Below are 21,189 nucleotides of genomic sequence, written 5' to 3'. Positions count from 1 at the left end.
GCACCCGGTACGACGTGGCGGAAAACACCGCGCGGCCACTCCAACCCCCCCGTATCGTGACCCGCATGCAGGTGATCCAGTCGACGAAGCTCTCCAATGTCTGTTACGAGATCCGGGGTCCGGTTCTTGAGGAGGCGATGCGGCTGGAGGCGGCCGGCCACCGCGTCCTCAAGCTCAACACCGGCAACCCGGCGCCCTTCGGTTTCGAGTGCCCGCCGGAGATCCTTGAGGACATGCTGCGCACCCTGGGCGACGCGCACGGCTACGGGGACGCCAAGGGCCTGCTGTCGGGCCGCCGGGCGGTGATGCAGCACTACCAGACCAAGGGGATCACCCTCGGCGTCGACGACATCTACCTCGGCAACGGCGTCTCGGAGCTCATCCAGATGTCCATGCAGGCGCTGCTGGACGACGGCGACGAGGTGCTGGTCCCGGCGCCGGACTACCCGCTGTGGACGGCGTCGGTCTCGCTGGCCGGCGGCACGGCCGTGCACTACCGGTGCGACGAGCAGTCCGACTGGATGCCGGACCTGGCCGACATCGAGCGCAAGGTCACCGACCGGACGAAGGCCCTGGTCCTGATCAACCCGAACAACCCCACCGGCGCGGTCTACGACGACGAGCTGCTGCGCGGCCTGACGGACATCGCCCGCCGCCACGGGCTGGTGCTCTGCTCGGACGAGATCTACGACAAGATCCTCTACGACGGCGCCACCCACACCCCCACCGCCGCCATCGCCCCGGACCTGCTGACGCTCACCTTCAACGGCCTGTCGAAGGCGTACCGGGTGGCCGGCTACCGCAGCGGCTGGCTGGCGGTGTGCGGGCCCAAGCAGAACGCCACCAGCTACATAGAGGGTCTGACGATCCTGGCGAACATGCGGCTGTGCGCCAACATGCCGGGCCAGCACGCCATCGCCACCGCGCTCGGCGGCCACCAGTCGATCAACTCGCTGGTGCTGCCCGGCGGCCGGCTGCGGGCCCAGCGCGACGCCGCGTACGAGGCGCTGCTGGAGATCCCCGGCATCACCTGCGTGAAGCCGAAGGGCGCGCTGTACGCGTTCCCGCGGCTGGACCCGCAGGTGTACAAGATCAAGGACGACCGGCAGATGGTGCTCGACCTGCTGCGGGCCGAGAAGATCATGATCGTGCACGGCACCGGGTTCAACTGGATGGAGCCGGACCACTTCCGGATCGTCACGCTGCCGCGCGCGGAGGACCTGCGGGACGCGGTGGGGCGGATCGGCCGCTTCCTGGACGGCTACTCCCAGCCCTGACGTACCCCCGGCCGTGACCCCGCGTCGGCTCGACGGCCCCGCTCGCGAGGGCGTCTCCACTCGCGAGGCCGTCCCCGCTCGCCACGGCGCCCCTGCCCGGGAAGGCGGGGGCGCCGCCGGGGTCAGCCGAGCCGCTCGACCAGGGCCTCGTACTCCCGCCACAGCTCCGGCGGGGTGTGGCTGCCGAAGGTCGCCAGGTGCGGCGGGATCAGCGCGGCCTCCTCGCGCCAGACCTCGCGGTCGACGCCGAGCAGCAGGTCGAGGGCGCCCGGGGCGAGGTCGAGCCCGTCGGTGTCGAGGGCGCCCGGGGCCGGCAGCACGCCGATGGGGGTGCGCACACCCTCCGCCTCACCGCGCAGCCGCTGCGCGATCCACTTCAGCACCCGGCCGTTCTCGCCGAACCCGGGCCACACGAACCGTCCGCCGGCGTCCTTGCGGAACCAGTTGACGTAGTAGACGGCCGGCAGCCCCGCCGGGTCGTGCTCGCGGCCCATCCGCAGCCAGTGGGCGAAGTAGTCGCCCATGTTGTAGCCGCAGAACGGCAGCATGGCGAACGGGTCGCGGCGCAGCTCGCCCACCCTGCCCTCGGCCGCGGCGGTCTTCTCGCTGGCGATGTTGGCGCCGAGGAACACCCCGTGCTGCCAGTCGAACGCCTCGGTGACCAGGGGGACGGCGGAGGCGCGGCGCCCGCCGAAGAGGATCGCCGAGATCGGCACCCCGCGCGGGTCCTCCCACTCGGGCGCGATGACCGGGCACTGGGCGGCGGGCACGGTGAAGCGGGCGTTGGGGTGGGCGGCGGGGGTGCCGGCGGCCGGCGTCCAGTCCTGGCCGCGCCAGTCGGTGAGGTGGGCGGGCGGCTCCTGCGTCATGCCCTCCCACCACACGTCGCCGTCGTCGGTACGGGCGACGTTGGTGAAGACGGCGTTGCCGTGGAGGGTCCTCATCGCGTTGGCGTTGGTGTGCTCGCCGGTGCCGGGGGCGACGCCGAAGAAGCCCGCCTCGGGGTTGATCGCGTACAGCCGGCCGTCCTCGCCGAACCGCATCCAGGCGATGTCGTCGCCCACGGTCTCCACCGACCAGCCGGAGATGGTCGGCTCCAGCATCGCGAGGTTGGTCTTGCCGCAGGCGGACGGGAAGGCGGCGGCGAGGTAGACGGCCTCGCCGCTGGGCGGGGTGAGCTTGAGGACGAGCATGTGCTCGGCGAGCCAGCCCTCGTCGCGGGCCATCACCGAGGCGATGCGCAGCGCGTAGCACTTCTTGCCGAGCAGGGCGTTGCCGCCGTACCCGGAGCCGTAGGACCAGATCTCGCGGTCCTCGGGGAAGTGCGAGATGTACTTGGTGGTGTTGCACGGCCAGGGCACGTCGGCCTGGCCGGGCGCGAGCGGGGCGCCCACGGAGTGCACGGCCTTGACGAAGGCGCCGTCGTCACCGAGCGCGTCGAGGACCTCGCGGCCCATCCGGGTCATGGTGCGCATGGACACCGCGACGTAGGCGGAGTCGGTCAGCTCCACCCCCATGGCCGAGAGCTCGGAGCCGATCGGGCCCATGCAGAACGGCACGACGTACAGGGTGCGACCGCGCATGGAGCCGCGGAAGAGGCCGCCCTCGCCGTCCTGTCCGGTGAGGACCGCGCGCATCTCGGCCGGGTCCGTCCAGTGGTTGGTGGGCCCGGCGTCCTCCTCGCGGCGGGAGCAGATGAACGTCCGGTCCTCCACCCGGGCCACGTCGCCGGGGTCCGAGGCGGCGTGGAAGGAGTCGGGGCGCAGGGCCGGGTCGAGGCGGGTGAAGGTGCCCTGCTCGACGAGGCCGTCGCACAGGCGGCGGTACTCCTCCTCCGAGCCGTCGCACCACACCACCGCGTCGGGCCGTGTGAGGTCGGCGACCGCGCCGACCCAGTCGATCAGTTCCTGGTGGTTGGTCGGGGCTTTCTGCCGAGGCGTGGGAGCCGCGATGACGTTCGCCACGTTCTCTCCGTCCCGCCGGGTCCGCACAAGACCGGCGTCACTGTGAGGGTTGTGAGGTTCGGCCCCTTGGGGGCTGCGGCCCGGACGCGTCGGGGCTCCTGCCCGAGCCCGCTCATCCGGTACCAGCCGCACTCATATGAGTGTGCCCACCCTCGGATCATTTATCCAGAGCGCCTCGCGCACCCGGCGCCGCCCGCACCGGGCGGGCGAGGGCGGAGAGCCCGCGCCACGCCGACGTGACCAGCGCCACTCACCCGACGGTATTACTACTTATGGGTAACTTACGGCTGCGTAGGTAGCATTGTCGCCATGACCGCCGCGGACCACACCGACGACGCCGTCCCCGCCGTCCCGCCCGTCAAGGCGGACGGCCCACCCGCCACGCAGGCCACGGCCCAGGCCGCAGCCCGGGCAGGCGCGTCCACCGATCTGCCCAGCCTGCTGAAGCCCAAGCTCAGGGGCTGGATCCACGCTGGGATGTTCCCGGCCGTGCTGATCGGCGGGGTGGCCCTGACCGCGTTCGCCCAGAGCACCCGCGGCCGGATCGCCTGCGCGATCTTCACCGTGACCGCGTGCGCCCTGTTCGGCGTCAGCGCCCTCTACCACCGCGGCAACTGGGGCCCCCGGGGCGCCGGAATCCTGCGGCGGCTGGACCACGCCAACATCTTCCTGATCATCGCCGGTACCTACACACCACTGACGATCCTGCTGCTACCGGGCGGCACCTCCGAGCTGCTGCTGTGGCTCGTGTGGGCCGGCGCGCTGGCCGGCATCGCCTTCCGGGTGTTCTGGGTGGGCGCCCCGCGCTGGCTCTACACGCCCTGCTACATCGCGCTGGGCTGGGTCGCGGTCTTCTTCATGCCGGACTTCCTGCGCACCGGCGGCGTCGCGGTGATGGTCTGCGTGATCGTCGGCGGCATCCTCTACAGCACCGGCGCGGCCGTCTACGGCTTCAAGCGGCCCAACCCGTCGCCGCGCTGGTTCGGCTTCCACGAGGTCTTCCACTCGTTCACCCTGGCCGCGTTCGTCGTCCACTACGTCGGCATCTCGCTGGTGGCCTACTCCCACAACTGAGCGGGCGCCCGCACCCGGCTCACCCCCGGGCCCGGACCCGGCTCAGGCCCGGACCCGGACCCGGACCCGACTCAGGCTCAGGCTCAGGCTCAGGCCCCGAGCATCGGAAGCACCGGGCGAACCGCTCGGGCAGCCGGCGCCGGCGCCGGCACCTCGGCGTCGGCCCGCACCGGCGACTCGCAACGCGCCGGCGAGGACTCCGTGTACACGGCGGCGAGCCCGATCAGCTCGTCCAGCCGTCCACGCGCCTCGGCCAGGCCCTCGATCCGCGCCTGGATGCGGTCCCGCTCCTCGGTGAGCCGTCGGGCCATCTCCGGGGTCGCGACCAGGGTGTCCATGAACGGCAGGATCTCCAGGATCGCCCTGCTGGGCAGTCCGGCCGCGTACAGGAGCTGGATGAACCTCACCCGCTCGACGTCCGACTCGGCGTACTGCCGCTGGTCTCCCGCGCTGCGGTCGGCGACGAGGAGGCCCTGCTCCTCGTAGTAGCGCAGCGCGCGGACGCTGACCCCCGCACGCTCCGCGACCTTCCCGATACGCATCCTGCCTCCTGGGGCGGTTCAGCTGGTCCGGACTTGAACCTCACGCCGACGTGAGGTTTTAGCGTACTCGTATGAAGATCAGCGGAGCCACAGCACTCGTCACCGGAGCCAACCGCGGCATCGGCCGTCATCTCGCCGCCCAGCTCGTGGAGCGGGGCGCGAAGGTCTACGCGACCGCCCGCCGCCCCGAGTCCATCGACCTGGACGGCGTGGAGACCCTCGCTCTCGACATCACGGACCCCAATGCCGTCGCAGCCGCCGCGGAGGCCGCCGGCGACGTCGACCTGCTCGTCAACAACGCCGGCATCGGGGGCGGCCCCCTGCTCGGCGACCTCGACGCCGTCCGCGCCACACTGGACGTCAACTTCTGGGGAACGCTCTCCGTGACCCGCGCCTTCGCTCCGGTCCTGGCGCGGAACGGCGGCGGCGCCGTCGTGAACATCGCCTCCTCCGCGTCCTGGTTCGTCTTCCCCGGCAGCAGCGCGTACGCGGTCTCCAAGTCCGCCCTCTGGAGCATGGGCAACGCCCTGCGCCAGGAGCTGGCCGGACAGGGCACCCAGGTCACCTCGGTACACCTCGGCGCGGCCGACACCGACATGATGAAGGGCTACGACGTAGCCAAGATGGACCCGTCCGACGTCGCCCGCCTCACCCTCGACGGCGTCGAGGCCGAGGTGTTCGAGGTCGTCGCCGACGAGTTCACCGAGATGGTCAAGGCGTCGCTGAGCAAGGACCCGAGGGAGTTCGAGGCCCAGTTCCAGCGGTTCCTCAACGCCTGACAGCCACCCGCCGCCAACCCGTCCCCCGAGCCGCCCGGGGCGGCACTCCGTGGCGCGCACCCCGGCCCGACGCGGTACGGGGCCGGGTGCGCGCGCCCCGGCCGTACCCCGGGCCGGCTCCTGGTGAGGCCGCCTCCGCGGATACGGCTGTCAGCCGGCTCCCAGGTCCACGGTGACGGAGAAGGGCGCGGCAGCCGTGATCACGCCGGTGAACATCTCGCCGTCCTGGTAGGACTTGTTGGCGGGGTCGAGGACGTAGGTGTACACGATCGGAACGCCAGTGGCGGCCTGCTCGATGCGCCAGTAGAAGGGGATGCTGGCCTTGGCGTACTGGTCCACCTTCACGATCCGGTCTGTGGTTTCTGACCCTGGGGACACGACCTCGACGACCAGGAGCACGTGCTCGGGGCGGGTGGGCGTGAGGTCGATGGTCTCCGCCCGGTAGACGGTGACGTCCGGACGGCGGTTGGTGAGCGGCACATCCTGCAAGCGGACATCGAAGTCCGTGTCGGCGTTCCAGTCCGGGCCTGCGGCTGCGTCAAGGGCATTGGCCAGGAGTCGAGCCAGCCGGTTGCCCCGCGTGGAGGCGCTCGGGCTCACGACGACCATCCCGTCCACGATCTCGATGCCGGCGCACTGCTCCTCGGACCAGGAGTCGTACTGTTCCGCGCTGATCTGCGTGTGCATCCACGCGGGCGCCACCATCTCGGCGGTCACGGTCGCTCCTTCGAGGAGCCTCGGCAGCTCCGGCGCTGCTGCGCCGAGCCTGCTGTTCAGCTCGCCGCAAACACCGCCGCAGGCGGCCGCGCCTCCAGAGCGAACATTCTCGGTGAGGTGCTATGAAGGGGAAGGCACCGTCCGTCACCCGATGGCGCACACGAGCTGTCCGGCCAGGCGAGGCGGGGCCGTGCGGGCTTCGCCGGTCAGCTGGGGGCTTGCGAGAGGCCGGCTCGCATGAACATCAACCGGTCGGCCGACGTGGCCTCGCCGCATGCCGACAAGCCCGTCGACCGGTGGCCCTGGAGCGCGGAGGCTTTCGAAGAGGCACGGCGACGGGACGCGCCCACCGTTTTGCTGTCGAGTGACCGGCGGCGCACCGCTGGCGCCAGCAGACTCGCAGACGTAGTAGCGCTGAACCGCGTTGCGCTGTTGAACGGCATTGTTAGGGCCTGAAGGGCAAGCATCTTCGTTCCAAGTATAGCCTTCGCTATACTTTTTTTGTGAGCGGTGAGTGGGAGATCTTCCTTGTCGACGAGGTGCGCGACTGGATCGGCGACCTCGACGGCCAGGCACATGCTCGGGTCGTGCAGGCGTTGGATGCGCTGGCGGCGGGAGGCCCCGGGCTGGGGCGTCCGCTGGTGGATACCATTCACGGTTCGTCGATGGCGAACCTCAAAGAGTTGCGCCCCGGCACGGTGCGGATCCTGTTCGCCTTCGACCCGTGGCGCTCCAGCATCCTACTGGTAGCGGGAGACAAATCGGGACAGTGGAACGAGTGGTACCGAGAGGCGGTTCCTCTGGCCGAGCAACGCTATGAGCTGTACGTGAAGGACGCACCCAGGAAGAGGGAGGATGATCATGAGCGGCTACACTCGGTGGCAGGACATTCGTGCTGAGCATGTTGCCCGCGCGGGCGGCGAGGACGCCGTGCGGGCCGGCAGGGAGAGCCTGCTTGCGGAGGTCATCGGACGCCGCCTGGCAGAGCTGCGGAGAGCCAGGGGGCTGACACAGCAACAGGTGGCCGATCGGATGGGAGTCAGCAAGGGGCGCGTGTCGCAGATCGAGCGGGGCCATGCCTCCAGCCAGGACGTACTTGCCCGGTACGCGGTGGCGCTGGGGGGTCGTCTACACCAGGCCATCTATTTCGATGACGGAGACATCGCGGCCATCGCTTGAAGCCGAAGCGAGCGGCGCGTGGCGGATCTACAACCTCCTCGACCCCAAAGCAACAGACTCCCGCTCTGCCCTTGACGCTCCAAATTCAGTCACTCCGCGCGAGTGGCCGGGAGCCCTCCGGGGAGCACGTGTACAGGCTTAGGCATTTTTTCTCCGTGCTGGAAACGGAGCTGCCTCACAGGTTTCTGAAGAACCCAGGCATTCCACGCCTTCAAGTAGAGACCCAGTTGTCCTCGTGAATCACTTCGACGGCGTCCGCTGCTACCTGTACCCAGTGAGATGAGAGCATTTCGGAGGGCAAGCCGGGGATCCCCAGGAGAGAGATCAGCTCCCGTTGTGACGCCCTGAACCCATGACTCCTGGTCCACTCCCGGAGACGCCTCGCGCGTGCTGTAGTAACCCACTGCTGCGGCAGTGGGAATAATGAGGCGCTCCTTGCTCATGAGCCGGGCCACCCCACACGCCTCGACCACTTCCTTCCGGTTTGCCTCCAAGAAGGTGAGTACCTGAGCGTTGGTGAGTCGAGAAGAGTGTCCCTTCCACTCAGCGTCAGGCATGGTCTTGAAGAGGTGTACGTGCCGGATCGCAGCGGCCAGCAGGGATGCGTCATGCTCGCCCTGCATAGCCAGGACAGTCGAGGCCGTACGGGACCGTCCCGTATCCATCACCGAGAACGCCTCGGAGGGAACGTTCTCGAATACTAGTACGGGCACTATTTGACCCGACTGACGGATGGCTTCGAGGCGATGCTGTCCATCCAGCAGGCGACTGTCAACCCATGAGCCCGCAAATGCGATCCCTTGATGGCTGATGAGCCACTCCCCCCTCCGGATCGCATCTCGAAGGTGCGCCACCCGCCCCCTGTCGAGCGGGCGGTTCTCGTGGTTGCGAGTGAGCATCTCGGCGGCGACGCCCGGGGAGATGTTCATGACGCTTGACGAAAGAGGAAGCTCTGGGGAGGTGGATCGCTGGGTAACGGTCATGACCCTCATCATCACTTAAGACGCAGCCACCTTGCCTTGCGGTGATCAAAATCATCCAAAGTCGACCGACTCATTTGTTTTACTGGAGCAGCCTGCTCGACCGGTGACTTTTATCGATCAAGAAAAGACTTTTGTTGATCGATGGGAGGATCTCGCACCGCACGGATCAGTGGCGGCAGTCGAAGGAGTAGACATCCCTCCCGCGCGACACACTTGCGGTGCGTCGGCAGGTCCGATGCTTGATCGCGGTCCCTCCGGATTCATTCGGCGCGGTCAGGGCTGAGGAGTCATGGGTATGAGGCCAGGGGCAGCAGCAATGCCGATGGCACCGTCTGGCGGTGGCTGCCGATGGCGAGGCTGTGCCGGGCCATGATGCATGGGAGGCGGCCTGCGCGGATTATGGGGTCGTTCTCGCAGGAGGTGCGTCGCGGGCGCGATGGAGGCGAATATCCAGCTTCAATGCTCGCCGATACAGCTGGTGGGCAGGTGGCGACCGTCGAGCCGGACGGCGGGCTGGTGATCAGTTGGACGCGCGCGATGGCGAGCGTGCTGCTGAGACAGGAAATGCACGTTGCCGCCGCACGCCTTGCGTTTCTGGCTGAACCACCAGTCGTTGCCGTTGTCCCGGACGCCCGCCAGGCGGTTGTAGCGGATAAGGGTGCCGTCCAGGACCACGTGCGTCATCCCCTTCCGCCCGCAGCGGTTCAGGACCGCGTGCAGGTCCAGGGGCCGCCGACACGCCTACCGATGCCCTGGGAGATCCCGGCGGTCGCGTTCGCTGAATGTCGACGTGAGCCCCAGGCGACCTCTCCGGATGACAGAGGAGTGAGGAAGGTGAGTCATCCGTCAGAATGCCTGGTCATCCGCCTGTTTGGTGGTGTTGGACGGAAGTCGTGTGCAGGAGCATCATGACGTATGTGTCGGCCGACGTCGCCGAGGAGGCGACCGTGGCGCCCGGCTGAATCGGCCGCCAGCATGTGGGACAGTGAGACCATGAATCGACTGGTGCACGCCCAGTCGCCGTATCTCCTTCAGCACGCCAGTAACCCCGTTGACTGGTTTCCGTGGGGAGAGGAGGCGATGCAAGAGGCCAAGCGGCGCGACGTTCCGATCCTTCTCTCGATCGGGTATTCGTCGTGCCACTTAGCCCGATGATCACTGGTGCCACGTGATGGCCCACGAGTCGTTCGAGGACGAGGACACCGCGGCGTACCTCAACGAGCACTTCGTCGCCGTGAAGGTGGATCGCGAGGAGCGGCCGGACGTCGATGCCGTGTACATGGAGGCCGTGCAGGCGGCCACGGGTCAGGGCGGCTGGCCGATGACGGTCTTCCTCACCCCCGGGCGGGAGCCGTTCTACTTCGGCACGTACTTCCCGCCGGCCGGGCGGGAGGGGCTGCCCGGGTTCATGGACGTGCTGCGCGGGGTGGTGGCGGCGTGGCGGGACCGGCGCGAGGAGGTGGGCGAGGTGGCTGCCCGGATCGTTCGCGAACTCTCCGAACGGGCCGAGGCGTTCGGCCAGGGCGGCGGCGGCCGGGCGGTCGGTGAGCGGGAGTTGGGCGCGGCGCTGCTGGGGCTCACCCGGGAGTACGACGCGCGGCGCGGCGGCTTCGGCGGGGCGCCGAAGTTCCCGCCGTCGATGGTGCTGGAGTTCCTGCTGCGCCACCACGCCCGTACCGGTGCCGAGGGCGCCCTGCAGATGGCCCGCGACACCTGCGAGGCGATGGCCCGGGGCGGTATGTACGACCAGCTCGCGGGCGGCTTCGCCCGGTACAGCACCGACCGGTCGTGGACGGTGCCGCACTTCGAGAAGATGCTCTACGACAACGCCCTGCTCACCCGGGTGTACGCGCATCTGTGGCGGGCCACCGGCTCCGACCTGGCCCGGCGGGTGGCGCTGGAGACGGCCGACTTCATCGTCGCCGAACTGGGCACCCCCGAAGGCGGGTTCGCCTCCGCGCTGGACGCCGACAGCGACGACGGCACCGGCCGCTCGGTCGAGGGCGCCTACTACGCGTGGACGCCGGCCCAGCTGGCAGCCGAACTCGGCGCGGAGGACGGCGCGTTCGCCGCCGGGTACTTCGGGGTCACCGAGGAGGGCACGTTCGAGCACGGCACGTCGGTGCTGCAACTGCCGCAGGGTACGGGGATGGTGGACGCCGACCGGGTGGCGTCGGTGCGGGAGCGGCTGCTCGCGGCGCGCTCCCGGCGGCCCCGTCCAGGGCGGGACGACAAGGTGGTCGCCGCCTGGAACGGCCTGGCCGTGGCTGCGCTGGCGGAGACCGGCGCCTACTTCGACCGGCCGGATCTGGTGCAGGCCGCGGTGGACGCCGCGGACCTGCTGGTACGGGTCCACCTGGACGAGCACGGCCGGCTGCTGCGCACCTCCCGCGACGGCACGGCCGGCGGGCACGCGGGCGTGCTGGAGGACTACGGCGATGTCGCGGAGGGCTTCCTCGCGCTGGCCTCGGTCACCGGCGAGGGTGTCTGGCTGGAGTTCGCCGGGGTGCTGCTCGGCTGCGTGCTGCGGCACTTCACCGGGCCGGGCGGTTCGCTGTACGACACCGCGGACGACGCGGAGGCGCTGATCCGCCGCCCGCAGGACCCGACGGACAACGCGGTGCCCTCGGGCTGGAGCGCCGCGGCCGGGGCGCTGCTGTCGTACGCCGCGCACACCGGGTCGGAGGCGCACCGGACGGCGGCCGAGCAGGCGCTGGGCGTGGTCGGGGCGTTGGCGGGGCGGGCGCCGAGGTTCGTCGGCTGGGGCCTGGCCGTCGCGGAGGCGGCGCTGGACGGGCCGCGCGAGGTGGCGGTGGTGGGCCCGGCGGGCGATCCGCTCACCGACGACCTGCACCGTACGGCGCTGCTGGGCGCGGCGCCGGGCGCGGTGGTGGCGCTGGGCGAGGAGGGGTCGGACGAGTTCCCGCTGCTGCGCGACCGGCCCACCCGGGCAGGGCGGGCCGCGGCCTACGTCTGCCGCCGGTTCGTCTGCGACGCCCCCACCTCCGACCCGCGCGCGCTGCGCTCCCAGTTGCGCGGACTGGTCTAGTGCCGCGACCGGCGAGCTCTGCCCGGTAGCGAGGTGTGCTGGCGCGGGTCGTCGCCAGGCGGCCGGAAAGCCTCGTAGCGGGCCTACGCGGCTCTTTCGGCCAACGCCGCGAAGCCCGTGCCAGGGCGGCGAGCGGGACGCACTCTGCCGGAGAGGCACGAGCCGGGAGAGGCACGAGCCGGGCGCGCCGCGGCCGGCGTCCGGCGTGTCCCGGAACCCGGTCCGGTCCTGGCTCAGCGGAGGTGTGCAGCAGCAGGTACAGGACGTACGGCGTGCCGGTGACCGCCGTACGTCCTTGTGGTGCCGTCCGACGAGCCCGACCGGAGCCCGGCCGGCTCACGACCGGCTCACGACCGGCTGACCAGGGACGCTCAAGCCCTGCCCCCTGCACGGGGATTGAGCCATCCCGTGTACGGGAACCCCATAGACCCCGCGGGTTGTCTCCACCCATGGACACAGTCGCGGAAGCAGTCGTGGGAGGGGAGCACACGTGGCGGACGCAACAAACGCGGTACGCGGATCCGATCGCGAGGAGGTCGAGCGCCTGCTGCGCAGGGTGGTGGCGGAGCACGCCTCGGGCACGGACGCCCGGGCCCTGTTCGCCCGCGCCCGCCAGCGCCTGGACGCGCTGACCGGCCCGGCCGCACCGGAGTTCGCCGTCTACCGCGCCGCCCTCGACGGCCGGTCCGCCGGTGCGGGCCGGCCGGCAGGCGTGCCGGGGCTGGCCGCGGCCGTCGCCGCGGCCGTCGCCTTCGGCGCCGACCTGGGCCTGGGTGTGTCGGCCGGGACCGCCTTGGCGACCGGCGTGGTGACCGGTGCCGCGACGGGCGCCGCCGCCCTCGGCGCCGCATCGCGGCGCGGCCGGGGAGCCGATCCCGGGGAGCCGACCGCGGCGGCCCTGGACGCCAGGGCGGCCTGGCTCGCGGCCGTCGAGGAGCGCGGGATACGGCCGTTCGTCGCCGCGCAGACCGTACGGGTGCCGGCACCGGACCCCGTACCGGTGCCCCCGGAAGCGCCGGGCGAGGCCGATCCGGAAGACGGCCCCGTGGCCGCGCCCGCCGAGCCCGCACCGCAGCCCTCGGCACCCTCCGCACCCTCGGCGACCTCGGCACCGGACCCCGCCTCGGCACCCTCGGCGTCCTCGGTGCCGGACCCCGCCTCGGCGCCCGCGCCGGCGCCCCTACCCGCACCGGCTGCGCGCCGCGGCCCCACGTGTCGCTGCGCCGGGCCCCGGCGGGGACCGCAGCGCCGCGGCCCGCGCCCGCGCGATGCTGGAGCAGTCCTTCGGGCAGCTCCCGGAGGCGGCAGGGCCGTTCGCCGGGCGCCGGGCCCACCTGGCGCAGATCGCCCAGTGGGTGCAGCAGGCCCGGGCCTCCACCGCGGTGCGCCCGACCGTGGTGCTGCTGCACGGCGCGGCCGGCAGCGGCCGCACCAGCCTGGCGGTGCGCGCGGCCCGGCAGTTGCGGGACCAGTTCCGTGGCGCCTGCGTGGTGGACCTGCGCGGCGCGGGCGCCGCGCCGACGCCGGCCCGCGACGCTCTGCTGCACCTGCTCAACCGGCTCGGTGCCCCCCGCGACCAGTTGCTCTTCCGGGAGCGGCAGAACCAGGAGCAGCACCTGCGGCGGCTGGCCGAGCAGTACCAGCAGCACCTGACCGGCGTGCCCGTCGTCATCGTGCTGGACGACGCGGTCGACGCCGAGCGGGTCCGCCCTCTCGTACCGGCCCGCTCGGAGAGCCTGGTGCTGGTCACCGCGCGCGAGCCCTTCGACCTGGACGTGCCGGGGGCGGTGGTGCACCGGCTGGAGGTCGGCCCGCTGGACGTGGACGGCGCGTTCGAGCTGCTGGGCGAGGCCGCCGACGCGGCCGGCACCGCCACCCCGCGCCCGGAGCAGGCCGACCGGCTGCGGGAGCTGTGCGCGGGGCTGCCGTTCGCGCTGCGGCTCGCCGGCTCCGGCCTGTCCGGCCACGGGGGTGCGAACGGGCTGGTCGCCGACATCGAGGTCTTCGGGCCGCGCGACCCCGTCGACCGGGTCCTGGCGCTGCGCTACCACGACCAGCCGGAGCCGGGCCGGCAGCTGCTGCGCCGACTGGCGCTGGCCGGCCGGGCCAGCTTCGGGGCGGCCGCCGCGGCGGCCCTGATCGGCACCGACGAGCACGAGGCCGGCCGCCGGCTGGCCGAGCTGGCGGCGGCGGGCCTGCTGGAGCACGTGCGCGGCAGCCGCTACCGGCCGCACGACCTGGTGCGCGCCTTCGCCCGGGAGCGGCTGCTGGACGAGGAGGACCCGGCGGAGCGAGCCGCGGCCCAGGAGCGGCTGATCCGCTCCTACGCCGACCTCGCCGACACGGTGATCCGGCTGGTGGAGGGGCGGACCTCGACCCGGGCCGGCCGGTTCGCGCACCACGGCTTCGCCTCCCTCGAACAGGCGCTGCGCTGGCTGGACGAGGAGTCGAGCTTCATCACCGCCGCGCTGCGCGACACCGAGGGCGTCGACCAGACGGCCGTGCAGGCGCTGCTGGGCGCGCTGTGCGACTACTGCCTGCTGCGCGGCGACCTCTACCGGCTGGGCGAGATCAGCGAGCTGGCCCAGGCGCAGTCGGCGGGCGGCCGGGAGGCGGCTGACCGGGACGCGTCGCCGCTGGTCCGCTCGGTGCAGTGGCGTACCGGTATCGCGGCCCGGCAGCTGGGCGAGCTGGACCGCTCCAAGTCGACACTGACCGCGGTGGTGGACCTCTACTTCGAGGCGCAGCACCCGTCCGGAGCGGCCCGCACCCTCAACAGTCTGGGCATCACCCTGCACCACCAGGGCAACCTGCCGGAGGCGGAGGCGAAGCTGCGGGAGGCGCTGGAGATCCAGGGCGCGCCGGGCCTGGAGGAGGACCGGGCCTGGACCCTGCACGCGCTGGCCGCGGTCCTGCGCGACCTGGGCCGGATCGGCCCGGCCCGGGAGCTGCTGCTCGCCTCGATCGACCTGCACCGGGCGAACGAGAGCGTGCAGGGCGAGGCGTGGGCGCACCTCCAACTCGGCCAGGTGTACCTGGCGGTGGGCCGGGTGGACGACGGCGAGGCCGAGCTGCGGGCGGCCGGGCGGGCGCACGCGCTGGCCCGCGACCCGCGCGGTACCGCGTGGACGCTGACCGAGCAGGCGCGGGCCCGGCTGATGCGCGGGCAAGCGCGGGAGGCGGCCCGGGACCTGGACGCCGCGGTGCAGCGCCACCGCGCCAGCGAGGACGCCCGCGGCGAGGCGTGGACGCTGTACCACCTGGGGCAGGCGCTGGAGGAGTGCGGCGACGGCGACGCCAGCCTGCGGGCGCTGGAGCGGGCCCGCAGCATGTTTTCCCGGATGCGCGACCAGTACGGGCTGGCCTGCGCCCGGCACCACTCGGCCCGGGTCACCCGGGACCTGCGGGCGGTCCGCACCGGCAACCTGCGCAACAGCGGCTTCGCGCGGCAGCTCCTCCAGGACGCCCGGCAGGACTTCCGGCGGATCGGGGTGCCGCACGGCGAGGGCTGGTCGTGCGTGGAGCTGGCGGTGATCGACGCGGGCAACGGCCGGCTGCTGGAGGCGTACCGGCTGCTGGACGAGGCGGTGGAGGTCTTCGGCGGCCTCGGCGACCGGCGCGGCCTGGACTGGGCGGTGTTCCTGCGCGCCACGGTGCTGCCGCTGCTGCCGCCCGACCCCGCCGCTCCGGACGGCGCCGGGAAGGCCCGCGCGGACCTGCGGACGGTGCTGTCGGGTGAGTACCCGCAGCGCGACCCGGACCTCACCGAGTACGCGGAGGGCTACGCGACGCTGCTGGACCGCGGCTCGATCGTGCCGGGCTCGCCGTGGGAGGCGTGGCGGCTGGGCATGACCCCGGGGCGGGGCGCCCGCATGGTGCTGGGGGTCTCGCTGTGAGGCCCGCGCGGCCCCGGTACCGGGCTGAGCCGGGGGATGGCCCCGCGGGTGCGGACCGCGGCCCGTCCGGCAGCGCCGGGGTGCGCGCGATCACGACCCGGCGCGGGAGGGCGCCGGGCCGGGGCCAGGCCGGGACCGGGCTGAAACCGGGCCGGACCGGGCTGAAACCAAGCCGGGAGCGGGCTGATCATCCGATCGGACCGGGCCGGCAGCAGACCGGAAGCAGGTCAGGCGCGGATCAGAAGGCGGTCAGCTCCGGGCCGGAGCCAGGAGGCACCGGACAGAACCGCGCCGGAACCGGATCCGAACGTCAGCGGCGGGGGGCGGCGGGGGCGCGGCCTCGCCGGCCTTGCGGGCGGCGGCGCCGGCCTGGGCCGGGTCCTCCCCCTCGTCGAAGTCGATCTTCTTCATGTGCTTGCCCATGTTCTTCATCAGCGCCCACAGCGCGAGGGCGATGACCGCGAACACCACGAATCCGAGGAGCCCCGGCGTCACCTTGTTCTCATCCAGCTCCTGGGCGAGCGGGACGAGGTGGTGGAGGGCGTGCGTGTCAGTCACGCCCACCATTGTCGCTCAGTCCCCGACGGGCCCTTCGCGCAGGCCCCGTCCGGAGCCCCGAACGCCCCGCGCACCGGCCTGGCCAGCGGTTTCCGTCCTCCGCCGGGATCTCCCGGCGGCGGCGGGGGACCGCCGGCCGGCGAAACCGGCAGCGCGCTGGGGCCGCCGGCCGGGCGGTGCGTCCGTCAGCCCTCGCGGACGCCGGCGAAGAGGTCGTCCTCGGGCAGCGAGACGTCGACCCGGGAGCTGGCGAGCTCGTAGTCCTCGGTCGGCCAGACCTCGCGCTGGAGGTCCATCGGGACGCGGAACCAGCCGCCGTCCGGGTCGATCTGGGTGGCGTGGGCGAGCAGCGCCTTGTCCCGGATCTCGAAGAACTCCGCGCACGGCACGTGGGTGGTGAGGTCGCGCTCGGGCCGGTCGTACTCCTCCCAGCGCTTGATCCAGTCGCCGTAGGGGGATTCCAGGCCCCGGGCGAGCAGCGCCTCGTGCAGGGCGAGGGTGCGCGCCTTGTTGAAGCCCTGGTTGTAGTAGAGCTTCAGCGGCGTCCACGGCTCGCCGGCCTCGGGGAAGCGCTCGGGGTCCCCCGCCGCCTCGTAGGCCGCCACCGAGATCTTGTGGGTCATGATGTGGTCGGGGTGCGGGTAGCCGCCGTTCTCGTCGTACGTGGTGATCACGTGCGGGCGGAACTCGCGGATCAGGGCGACCAGGCGGCCGGTGGCGCTCTCCACGTCCTCCAGGGCGAAGCAGCCCTCGGGCAGCGGCGGCAGCGGGTCGCCCTCGGGCAGCCCGGAGTCGACGTAGCCGAGCCACGACTGCCGGACGCCGAGGATCTGCCGGGCCTCGTCCATCTCCCGGGCCCGCACCTCGTGGATGTGCTCCTGGATGTAGGGGTCGCCCTGGAGCTTGGGGTTGAGCACCGAGCCGCGCTCGCCGCCGGTGCAGGTCGCCACGAGGACGTCGACGCCCTCGGAGACGTACTTGGCCATGGTGGCGGCGCCCTTGCTCGACTCGTCGTCGGGGTGGGCGTGCACCGCCATCAGTCGAAGCTGTTCTGTCAAGGCAGGCTTCCTCGGGTTTCCGTCTTCGTGGTTCTTCGGTTGTGCCGGGCCCGTCCGGTCCGCGCCGGACCCGCGTCGGCCCCCGTCGGCCCGGCGCGCCGGGCCGGTTCCGCGGCCCCGCCGCGGTCCGGCCCGCGTGCCGCGGGTCGTGGGGAAGGCCCCCGCCCGCCGGGCGGGAGGGGGTGCCTCCCTATAGTGACGGGAGACGGGGGGGATTCATTCCGCGGTACCCCCGGCCCCCCAGGGAGGAACGATCATGACGGCCGTGCAGCCCGGCTCGGCGCCCACCGTTCCCGAGGGTCGCTACGGGGGCGGTCGCGACGACGACGCCCGTGCCGACCGCACGCTCCGGATCGTCGCCATCGTACTGGGCGCGCTGCTCGCGGTGGGTGTCGTGCTCTGGGGCTGGCACGCGGTACGGCAGAGCAGCCTGAGCGCTCAGGTCGTCGCCTTCAAGGCCGTCTCGGACCACTCCCTGGAGATCCACCTGGAGGTCCACAAGGACGCCGGGGCGGTCGCGGTGTGCACGGTGCGCTCGGAGGACGCCGACCACGACGAGGTCGGCCGCAAGGATGTGCGGATCACGAAGCACGCCAAGGAGGTCGACACGGTCGTCGCCCTCCGTACCACCGCGCTCGGCACCACCGGCGAACTCGTCGGCTGCAAGACCGCCAAGAGCTGACCGGCCCGGGCCCACGGGGCTGACGGCGTCCCCGGGCGGCAGGAGTCGTCCCCGGGCGGCCGGAGTCGACCGCGGACGGCCGGGAGGCCGGCCCCAGACCGAGCCCCGGCCGGGAACGCGGGGGGCGAGACGGGGGAGGCCGCGCCGGTCCTTACTCGTTCCCGTCGGCGACCAGGAATTGTTAGGCTCGTGGTTTCGTCCTGGCAGCGGGTGGCAATGCACTTGTTCACCGGGCCAGCGCCCTGTCCGGGGCCGCCGGGACGACCTGCCCGCCGTACGAACGGCGGCACACACCGTCCGCGGGAAGTCCGCCGGACAGGCACACGGCACGACAGTACCGACGAGGAGCACCTGTGACCCAGACCAGCGACAACGTCACCTGGCTCACCCAGGCGGCGTACGACCAGCTCAGGGCCGAGCTGGAGCACCTGTCTGGTCCGGCGCGCGCCGAGATCGTCGCCAAGATCGAGGAAGCCCGCCAGGAAGGCGATCTCAAGGAGAACGCCGGCTACCACGCCGCGCGCGAGGACCAGGGCAAGCTTGAGCTCCGCATCCGCCAGCTCAACCAGATCCTGGAGACCGCGAAGGTGGGCGAGGCCCCCGCGGACACGGGCGTGGTGGCGCCCGGCATGGTCGTCACGATCGCCTTCGACGGCGACCCCGACGACACCATGACGTTCCTCCTCGGCTCCCGCGAGGGCGTCGCCGGCGACCTGGAGACGTACTCGCCGCAGTCCCCGCTCGGCTCGGGCGTGGCGGGCAAGCGCCGCGGTGACGACGCCACGTACGAGCTGCCGAACGGCCGGACGGCCAAGGTGAAGGTCCTCGACGTCAAGCCCTACCAGGGCTGATCCCCCGCGCCTCCCGCGGTCGCACCCGCTTCCGCGGCTCGGAGCCGTTCCCGCGGTGCGGACCCGTTCCCGCGGTTGGCGCGCGGCCCTCACGGTGCGCACGGTCTTCGCGCCGCGCACCCGGCAGTACCGGAGCCCCGGTCGCCCCTCAAGGGCGGCCGGGGCTCCGGCGTTCCCACGTCCGCCGACTCGGGCGGACCCCCGCACGCGCCGGGCACCCCCGCACGCGACACCCCCGCACAGAGAGAGATACAAAAGGAGTTGACGCGATATATCGCGTCTGCCATGCTCGCGTTCCATCGCGAGCGGCGCACCTCCCGGAGACACCAGGAGGGCACGCCGGCCGAGCCGTACCCCGGGCCGCCGATGAGTTCCGGGCGCGGCTCCGGTCGTAGGGGGGACGTACCGCGTATCCGACCGGAGCGCGGCCCATCCGGACCACAGGCGACGGCGGAGCACGGCAGAGCACGACGGAGCACGGACGAGACGGGACGGGAGCCAGGAGACATGCCGGGCGCAATCTACGCGGAGGGTCTGGTCAAGACCTTCGGCGACGTGAGGGCACTGGGGGGAGTGGACCTCGACGTGCCGGAAGGCACCGTCCTCGGCCTGCTCGGCCCCAACGGTGCGGGCAAGACCACCGCGGTGCGGGTGCTGACCACCCTGCTGCGCCCCGACAGCGGCAGGGCCGTGGTCGCGGGTATCGACGTGGTGCGGCACCCGAACGAGGTACGGCGCCACATCGGCCTGTCGGGCCAGTTCGCCGCGGTCGACGAGTACCTGACCGGCCGGGAGAACCTCCAGATGGTCGCCCAGCTCTACCAGTTGGGCGCCAAGCAGGCGCGGGCCCGGGCGGACGAGCTGCTGGAGCGGTTCAACCTCGCCGACGCGGCCAACCGCGTCTCCAAGACCTACTCCGGCGGGATGCGCCGCCGGCTGGACCTGGCCGCCGCCCTGGTGGTCAGCCCGCCGGTGATGTTCATGGACGAGCCGACCACCGGCCTGGACCCGCGCAACCGCCAGCAGCTGTGGGAGGTCATCAAGGAGCTGGTCGCCGGCGGCACCACGCTGCTGCTGACGACCCAGTACCTGGAGGAGGCCGACCACCTGGCGCACGACATCTGCGTCATCGACCACGGCACGGTGATCGCCCGGGGCACCTCGGACGAGCTGAAGGCGCGCACCGGCGGCGAGCGGGTCGAGGTGGTCGTCCACGACCCGGCCAGGATCGAGGACGCCCGGCAGGTCCTCGCCCGGCACGGCAAGGGTGAAACGTCCGTCACCACCCACACGCGCATGATCACCGTCCCCGTCACCGGCGGCGCGAAGCTGCTGGCCGAGGTGATCCGCGAGCTCGACTCCGGGGGCATCGAGATCGACGACATCGGGCTGCGCCGTCCGACCCTGGACGACGTGTTCATCTCGCTGACCGGCCACGCCGCCGAGGAGGCGGCTGCCGAGGAGTCCGAGGACGGTTCCACCCCCGGGTCCGGCTCCGCCGGGTCCGACACCCCGGGCTCCGGCACCACCGAGTCCGGCACCACCGAGTCCGGCACCACCGGGTCGCGAACCGGCGAGTCCGGCACCGCCGCAGAGGAGGCCGCGAAGTGAGCGCCACCACGCAGACCCCCGGCACCCCGCGCCCCACCCTCGCGCCGACCTCGCGCGGCGGCCTGCTGGGCTCCGCGCACGACTCCCTGGTCGTCGCGCGGCGGAACCTGATCCGCATGAAGCGGATCCCCGAGGTCGTCCTCTTCGGCCTCATCCAGCCGATCATGTTCGTGGTGCTGTTCAGCTACGTCTTCGGCGGGTCCGTCGCCGTCGGCGGGTCGCTCAGCGCCACCGACTACCGGAACTTCCTCATGGCCGGCATCTTCGCGCAGACGGTCACCTTCGCCACCGCCGGCGCGGGCGCGGGCATCGCCGACGACATGCACAAGGGCCTGATCGACCGCTTCCGGTCGCTGCCGATGTCGCGCGGTGCCGTGCTCACCGGCCGTACCCTGGCCGACCTGGTGCAGACCGCGCTCACCGTCGTCGTGCTCGCCGTCGTCGGCGTGCTGGTCGGCTGGCGCGTCCACCACGGCATCCCGAAGATGCTCGGCGGCTTCGCGCTGCTGCTCCTGCTCGGCTACGCCTTCTCCTGGATCGGCGCGCTCATCGGCCTGTCGGTGCGCACCCCGGAGGCCGCCACCTCGGGCGGGCTGATCTGGCTCTTCCCGGTGACGTTCATCTCCAACGCCTTCGTGGACTCCGCCAACATGCCGGGGTGGCTCCAACCGGTCGCGAACTGGAACCCGTTCAGCGCGACCGTCCAGGCGTGCCGGGTGCTGTTCGGCAACCCGGGCGTCTCCCAGGCCGGCGCCTGGCCGATGCAGCACCCGGTGTGGGCCTCGCTGATCTGGTCCGTCCTGATCGTCCTGGTGTTCCGGTCGCTGGCGGTGCGCAAGTACCGCTCGGCGGCCACCTCCTGACGCTCCCAGGACCGTACGAGCCCCGTCGGCCCGGCGGCAGGGCGACCAGGCGGCCGTACTGCCGAACGACCCAGTGGCTGAACGGCCGAACGCGAGGCCGCCGGAA

The 21,189-nt window shown here is 72.1% G+C and carries 17 protein-coding genes and 1 pseudogene; 11 read left to right on the top strand and 7 right to left on the bottom strand.

Annotated features, from left to right (window positions below; translation table 11 throughout):
* Window positions 1-65: 65 nt before the first annotated feature.
* Window positions 66-1,277 (top strand): pyridoxal phosphate-dependent aminotransferase, encoded by a 1,212-nt coding sequence (locus BS72_RS21505; RefSeq protein ID WP_037917050.1) that lies wholly within the window; start codon window positions 66-68, stop codon window positions 1,275-1,277.
* A gap of 122 nt (window positions 1,278-1,399) precedes the next feature.
* Here BS72_RS21505 and BS72_RS21500 read toward each other — a convergent pair whose 3' ends face one another.
* On the bottom strand, window positions 1,400-3,241 hold the full coding sequence (locus tag BS72_RS21500; RefSeq protein ID WP_037912740.1) for a phosphoenolpyruvate carboxykinase (GTP): 1,842 nt from the start codon (window positions 3,239-3,241) through the stop codon (window positions 1,400-1,402).
* A gap of 309 nt (window positions 3,242-3,550) precedes the next feature.
* Between BS72_RS21500 and trhA the strand changes: the two genes are divergently transcribed.
* Window positions 3,551-4,315, top strand: coding sequence for a PAQR family membrane homeostasis protein TrhA (trhA, locus tag BS72_RS21495; protein ID WP_037912739.1), 765 nt, complete (start codon window positions 3,551-3,553; stop codon window positions 4,313-4,315).
* A gap of 89 nt (window positions 4,316-4,404) precedes the next feature.
* Here the strand turns inward: trhA and BS72_RS21490 are convergent, their stop codons facing one another.
* A complete protein-coding gene (locus BS72_RS21490; protein WP_051951386.1) occupies window positions 4,405-4,857 on the bottom strand; it encodes a MerR family transcriptional regulator in 453 nt (150 codons plus the stop codon).
* 71 nt (window positions 4,858-4,928) lie between these two features.
* Between BS72_RS21490 and BS72_RS21485 the strand changes: the two genes are divergently transcribed.
* On the top strand, window positions 4,929-5,636 hold the full coding sequence (locus BS72_RS21485) for an SDR family oxidoreductase (RefSeq protein WP_037912738.1): 708 nt from the start codon (window positions 4,929-4,931) through the stop codon (window positions 5,634-5,636).
* Window positions 5,637-5,786: 150 nt separating this feature from the next.
* Here the strand turns inward: BS72_RS21485 and BS72_RS21480 are convergent, their stop codons facing one another.
* A complete protein-coding gene (locus BS72_RS21480) occupies window positions 5,787-6,353 on the bottom strand; it encodes a Uma2 family endonuclease (RefSeq protein WP_037912737.1) in 567 nt (188 codons plus the stop codon).
* 503 nt (window positions 6,354-6,856) lie between these two features.
* Between BS72_RS21480 and BS72_RS34490 the strand changes: the two genes are divergently transcribed.
* Window positions 6,857-7,252: a type II toxin-antitoxin system RelE/ParE family toxin gene (locus BS72_RS34490; RefSeq protein ID WP_078901528.1), complete on the top strand. Its 396-nt coding sequence runs from the start codon at window positions 6,857-6,859 to the stop codon at window positions 7,250-7,252.
* Complete coding sequence (locus tag BS72_RS21475) at window positions 7,215-7,532, top strand: helix-turn-helix domain-containing protein (RefSeq protein WP_037917046.1); 318 nt, start codon at window positions 7,215-7,217, stop codon at window positions 7,530-7,532. Before BS72_RS34490 ends, BS72_RS21475 begins: the two co-directional genes overlap by 38 nt.
* Window positions 7,533-7,621: 89 nt before the next feature.
* Here the strand turns inward: BS72_RS21475 and BS72_RS36670 are convergent, their stop codons facing one another.
* Entirely contained in the window at window positions 7,622-8,515 is an 894-nt protein-coding gene (locus BS72_RS36670; RefSeq protein WP_157856297.1) for a hypothetical protein, read from the bottom strand.
* Between the two features lie 456 nt (window positions 8,516-8,971).
* The gene (locus BS72_RS37390; RefSeq protein WP_037912735.1) at window positions 8,972-9,199 is read right to left on the bottom strand and encodes a hypothetical protein; all 228 of its coding nucleotides are present in this window, start codon (window positions 9,197-9,199) and stop codon (window positions 8,972-8,974) included.
* Window positions 9,200-9,508: 309 nt separating this feature from the next.
* Between BS72_RS37390 and BS72_RS21460 the strand changes: the two are divergent.
* Window positions 9,509-11,564 (top strand): annotated as a pseudogene (locus BS72_RS21460) (thioredoxin domain-containing protein).
* Between the two features lie 1,268 nt (window positions 11,565-12,832).
* Window positions 12,833-15,460, top strand: a complete 2,628-nt coding sequence (locus BS72_RS21455; protein WP_051951382.1) for a tetratricopeptide repeat protein — start codon at window positions 12,833-12,835, stop codon at window positions 15,458-15,460.
* Between the two features lie 249 nt (window positions 15,461-15,709).
* Here the strand turns inward: BS72_RS21455 and BS72_RS38560 are convergent, their stop codons facing one another.
* Together BS72_RS38560 and mca are read right to left on the bottom strand one after the other, a co-directional pair.
* Complete coding sequence (locus BS72_RS38560; RefSeq protein ID WP_322942387.1) at window positions 15,710-16,018, bottom strand: hypothetical protein; 309 nt, start codon at window positions 16,016-16,018, stop codon at window positions 15,710-15,712.
* Window positions 16,019-16,203: 185 nt separating this feature from the next.
* Window positions 16,204-17,076, bottom strand: coding sequence for a mycothiol conjugate amidase Mca (mca, locus tag BS72_RS21445; protein ID WP_037912734.1), 873 nt, complete (start codon window positions 17,074-17,076; stop codon window positions 16,204-16,206).
* A 256-nt stretch (window positions 17,077-17,332) separates the two neighbouring features.
* On the opposite strand from mca, the gene BS72_RS21440 reads away from it, so the two are divergent.
* The 4 genes from BS72_RS21440 (at window position 17,333) to BS72_RS21425 (ending at window position 21,083) form a co-directional block, all read left to right on the top strand.
* Window positions 17,333-17,758: a DUF4307 domain-containing protein gene (locus BS72_RS21440; RefSeq protein WP_037912733.1), complete on the top strand. Its 426-nt coding sequence runs from the start codon at window positions 17,333-17,335 to the stop codon at window positions 17,756-17,758.
* Window positions 17,759-18,111: 353 nt separating this feature from the next.
* Window positions 18,112-18,609 (top strand): transcription elongation factor GreA, encoded by a 498-nt coding sequence (gene greA / locus BS72_RS21435; protein WP_037912732.1) that lies wholly within the window; start codon window positions 18,112-18,114, stop codon window positions 18,607-18,609.
* 507 nt (window positions 18,610-19,116) lie between these two features.
* On the top strand, window positions 19,117-20,220 hold the full coding sequence (locus BS72_RS21430) for a daunorubicin resistance protein DrrA family ABC transporter ATP-binding protein (protein ID WP_037912731.1): 1,104 nt from the start codon (window positions 19,117-19,119) through the stop codon (window positions 20,218-20,220).
* A complete protein-coding gene (locus tag BS72_RS21425) occupies window positions 20,217-21,083 on the top strand; it encodes an ABC transporter permease (RefSeq protein ID WP_037912730.1) in 867 nt (288 codons plus the stop codon). Before BS72_RS21430 ends, BS72_RS21425 begins: the two co-directional genes overlap by 4 nt.
* The last annotated feature ends 106 nt before the right edge of the window (window positions 21,084-21,189 follow it).

Source organism: Actinacidiphila yeochonensis CN732, assembly GCF_000745345.1.
In the GTDB taxonomy this organism is placed as follows: Bacteria; Actinomycetota; Actinomycetes; order Streptomycetales; family Streptomycetaceae; genus Actinacidiphila; species Actinacidiphila yeochonensis.
The sequence above is the reverse complement of the archived record's forward strand: the minus strand, read 5'-3'. Positions and strand labels throughout refer to the sequence as shown.

Coding starts and splice junctions, on each gene's coding strand:
- BS72_RS21505 (WP_037917050.1), top strand. CDS start 66: ATGCAGGTGATCCAGTCGACGAAGCTCTCCAATGTCTGTTACGAGATC.
- trhA (WP_037912739.1), top strand. CDS start 3,551: ATGACCGCCGCGGACCACACCGACGACGCCGTCCCCGCCGTCCCGCCC.
- BS72_RS21490 (WP_051951386.1), bottom strand. CDS start 4,857: ATGCGTATCGGGAAGGTCGCGGAGCGTGCGGGGGTCAGCGTCCGCGCG.
- BS72_RS21485 (WP_037912738.1), top strand. CDS start 4,929: ATGAAGATCAGCGGAGCCACAGCACTCGTCACCGGAGCCAACCGCGGC.
- BS72_RS21475 (WP_037917046.1), top strand. CDS start 7,215: ATGAGCGGCTACACTCGGTGGCAGGACATTCGTGCTGAGCATGTTGCC.
- BS72_RS36670 (WP_157856297.1), bottom strand. CDS start 8,515: ATGACCGTTACCCAGCGATCCACCTCCCCAGAGCTTCCTCTTTCGTCA.
- BS72_RS37390 (WP_037912735.1), bottom strand. CDS start 9,199: ATGACGCACGTGGTCCTGGACGGCACCCTTATCCGCTACAACCGCCTG.
- BS72_RS21455 (WP_051951382.1), top strand. CDS start 12,833: ATGCTGGAGCAGTCCTTCGGGCAGCTCCCGGAGGCGGCAGGGCCGTTC.
- BS72_RS21440 (WP_037912733.1), top strand. CDS start 17,333: ATGACGGCCGTGCAGCCCGGCTCGGCGCCCACCGTTCCCGAGGGTCGC.
- BS72_RS21430 (WP_037912731.1), top strand. CDS start 19,117: ATGCCGGGCGCAATCTACGCGGAGGGTCTGGTCAAGACCTTCGGCGAC.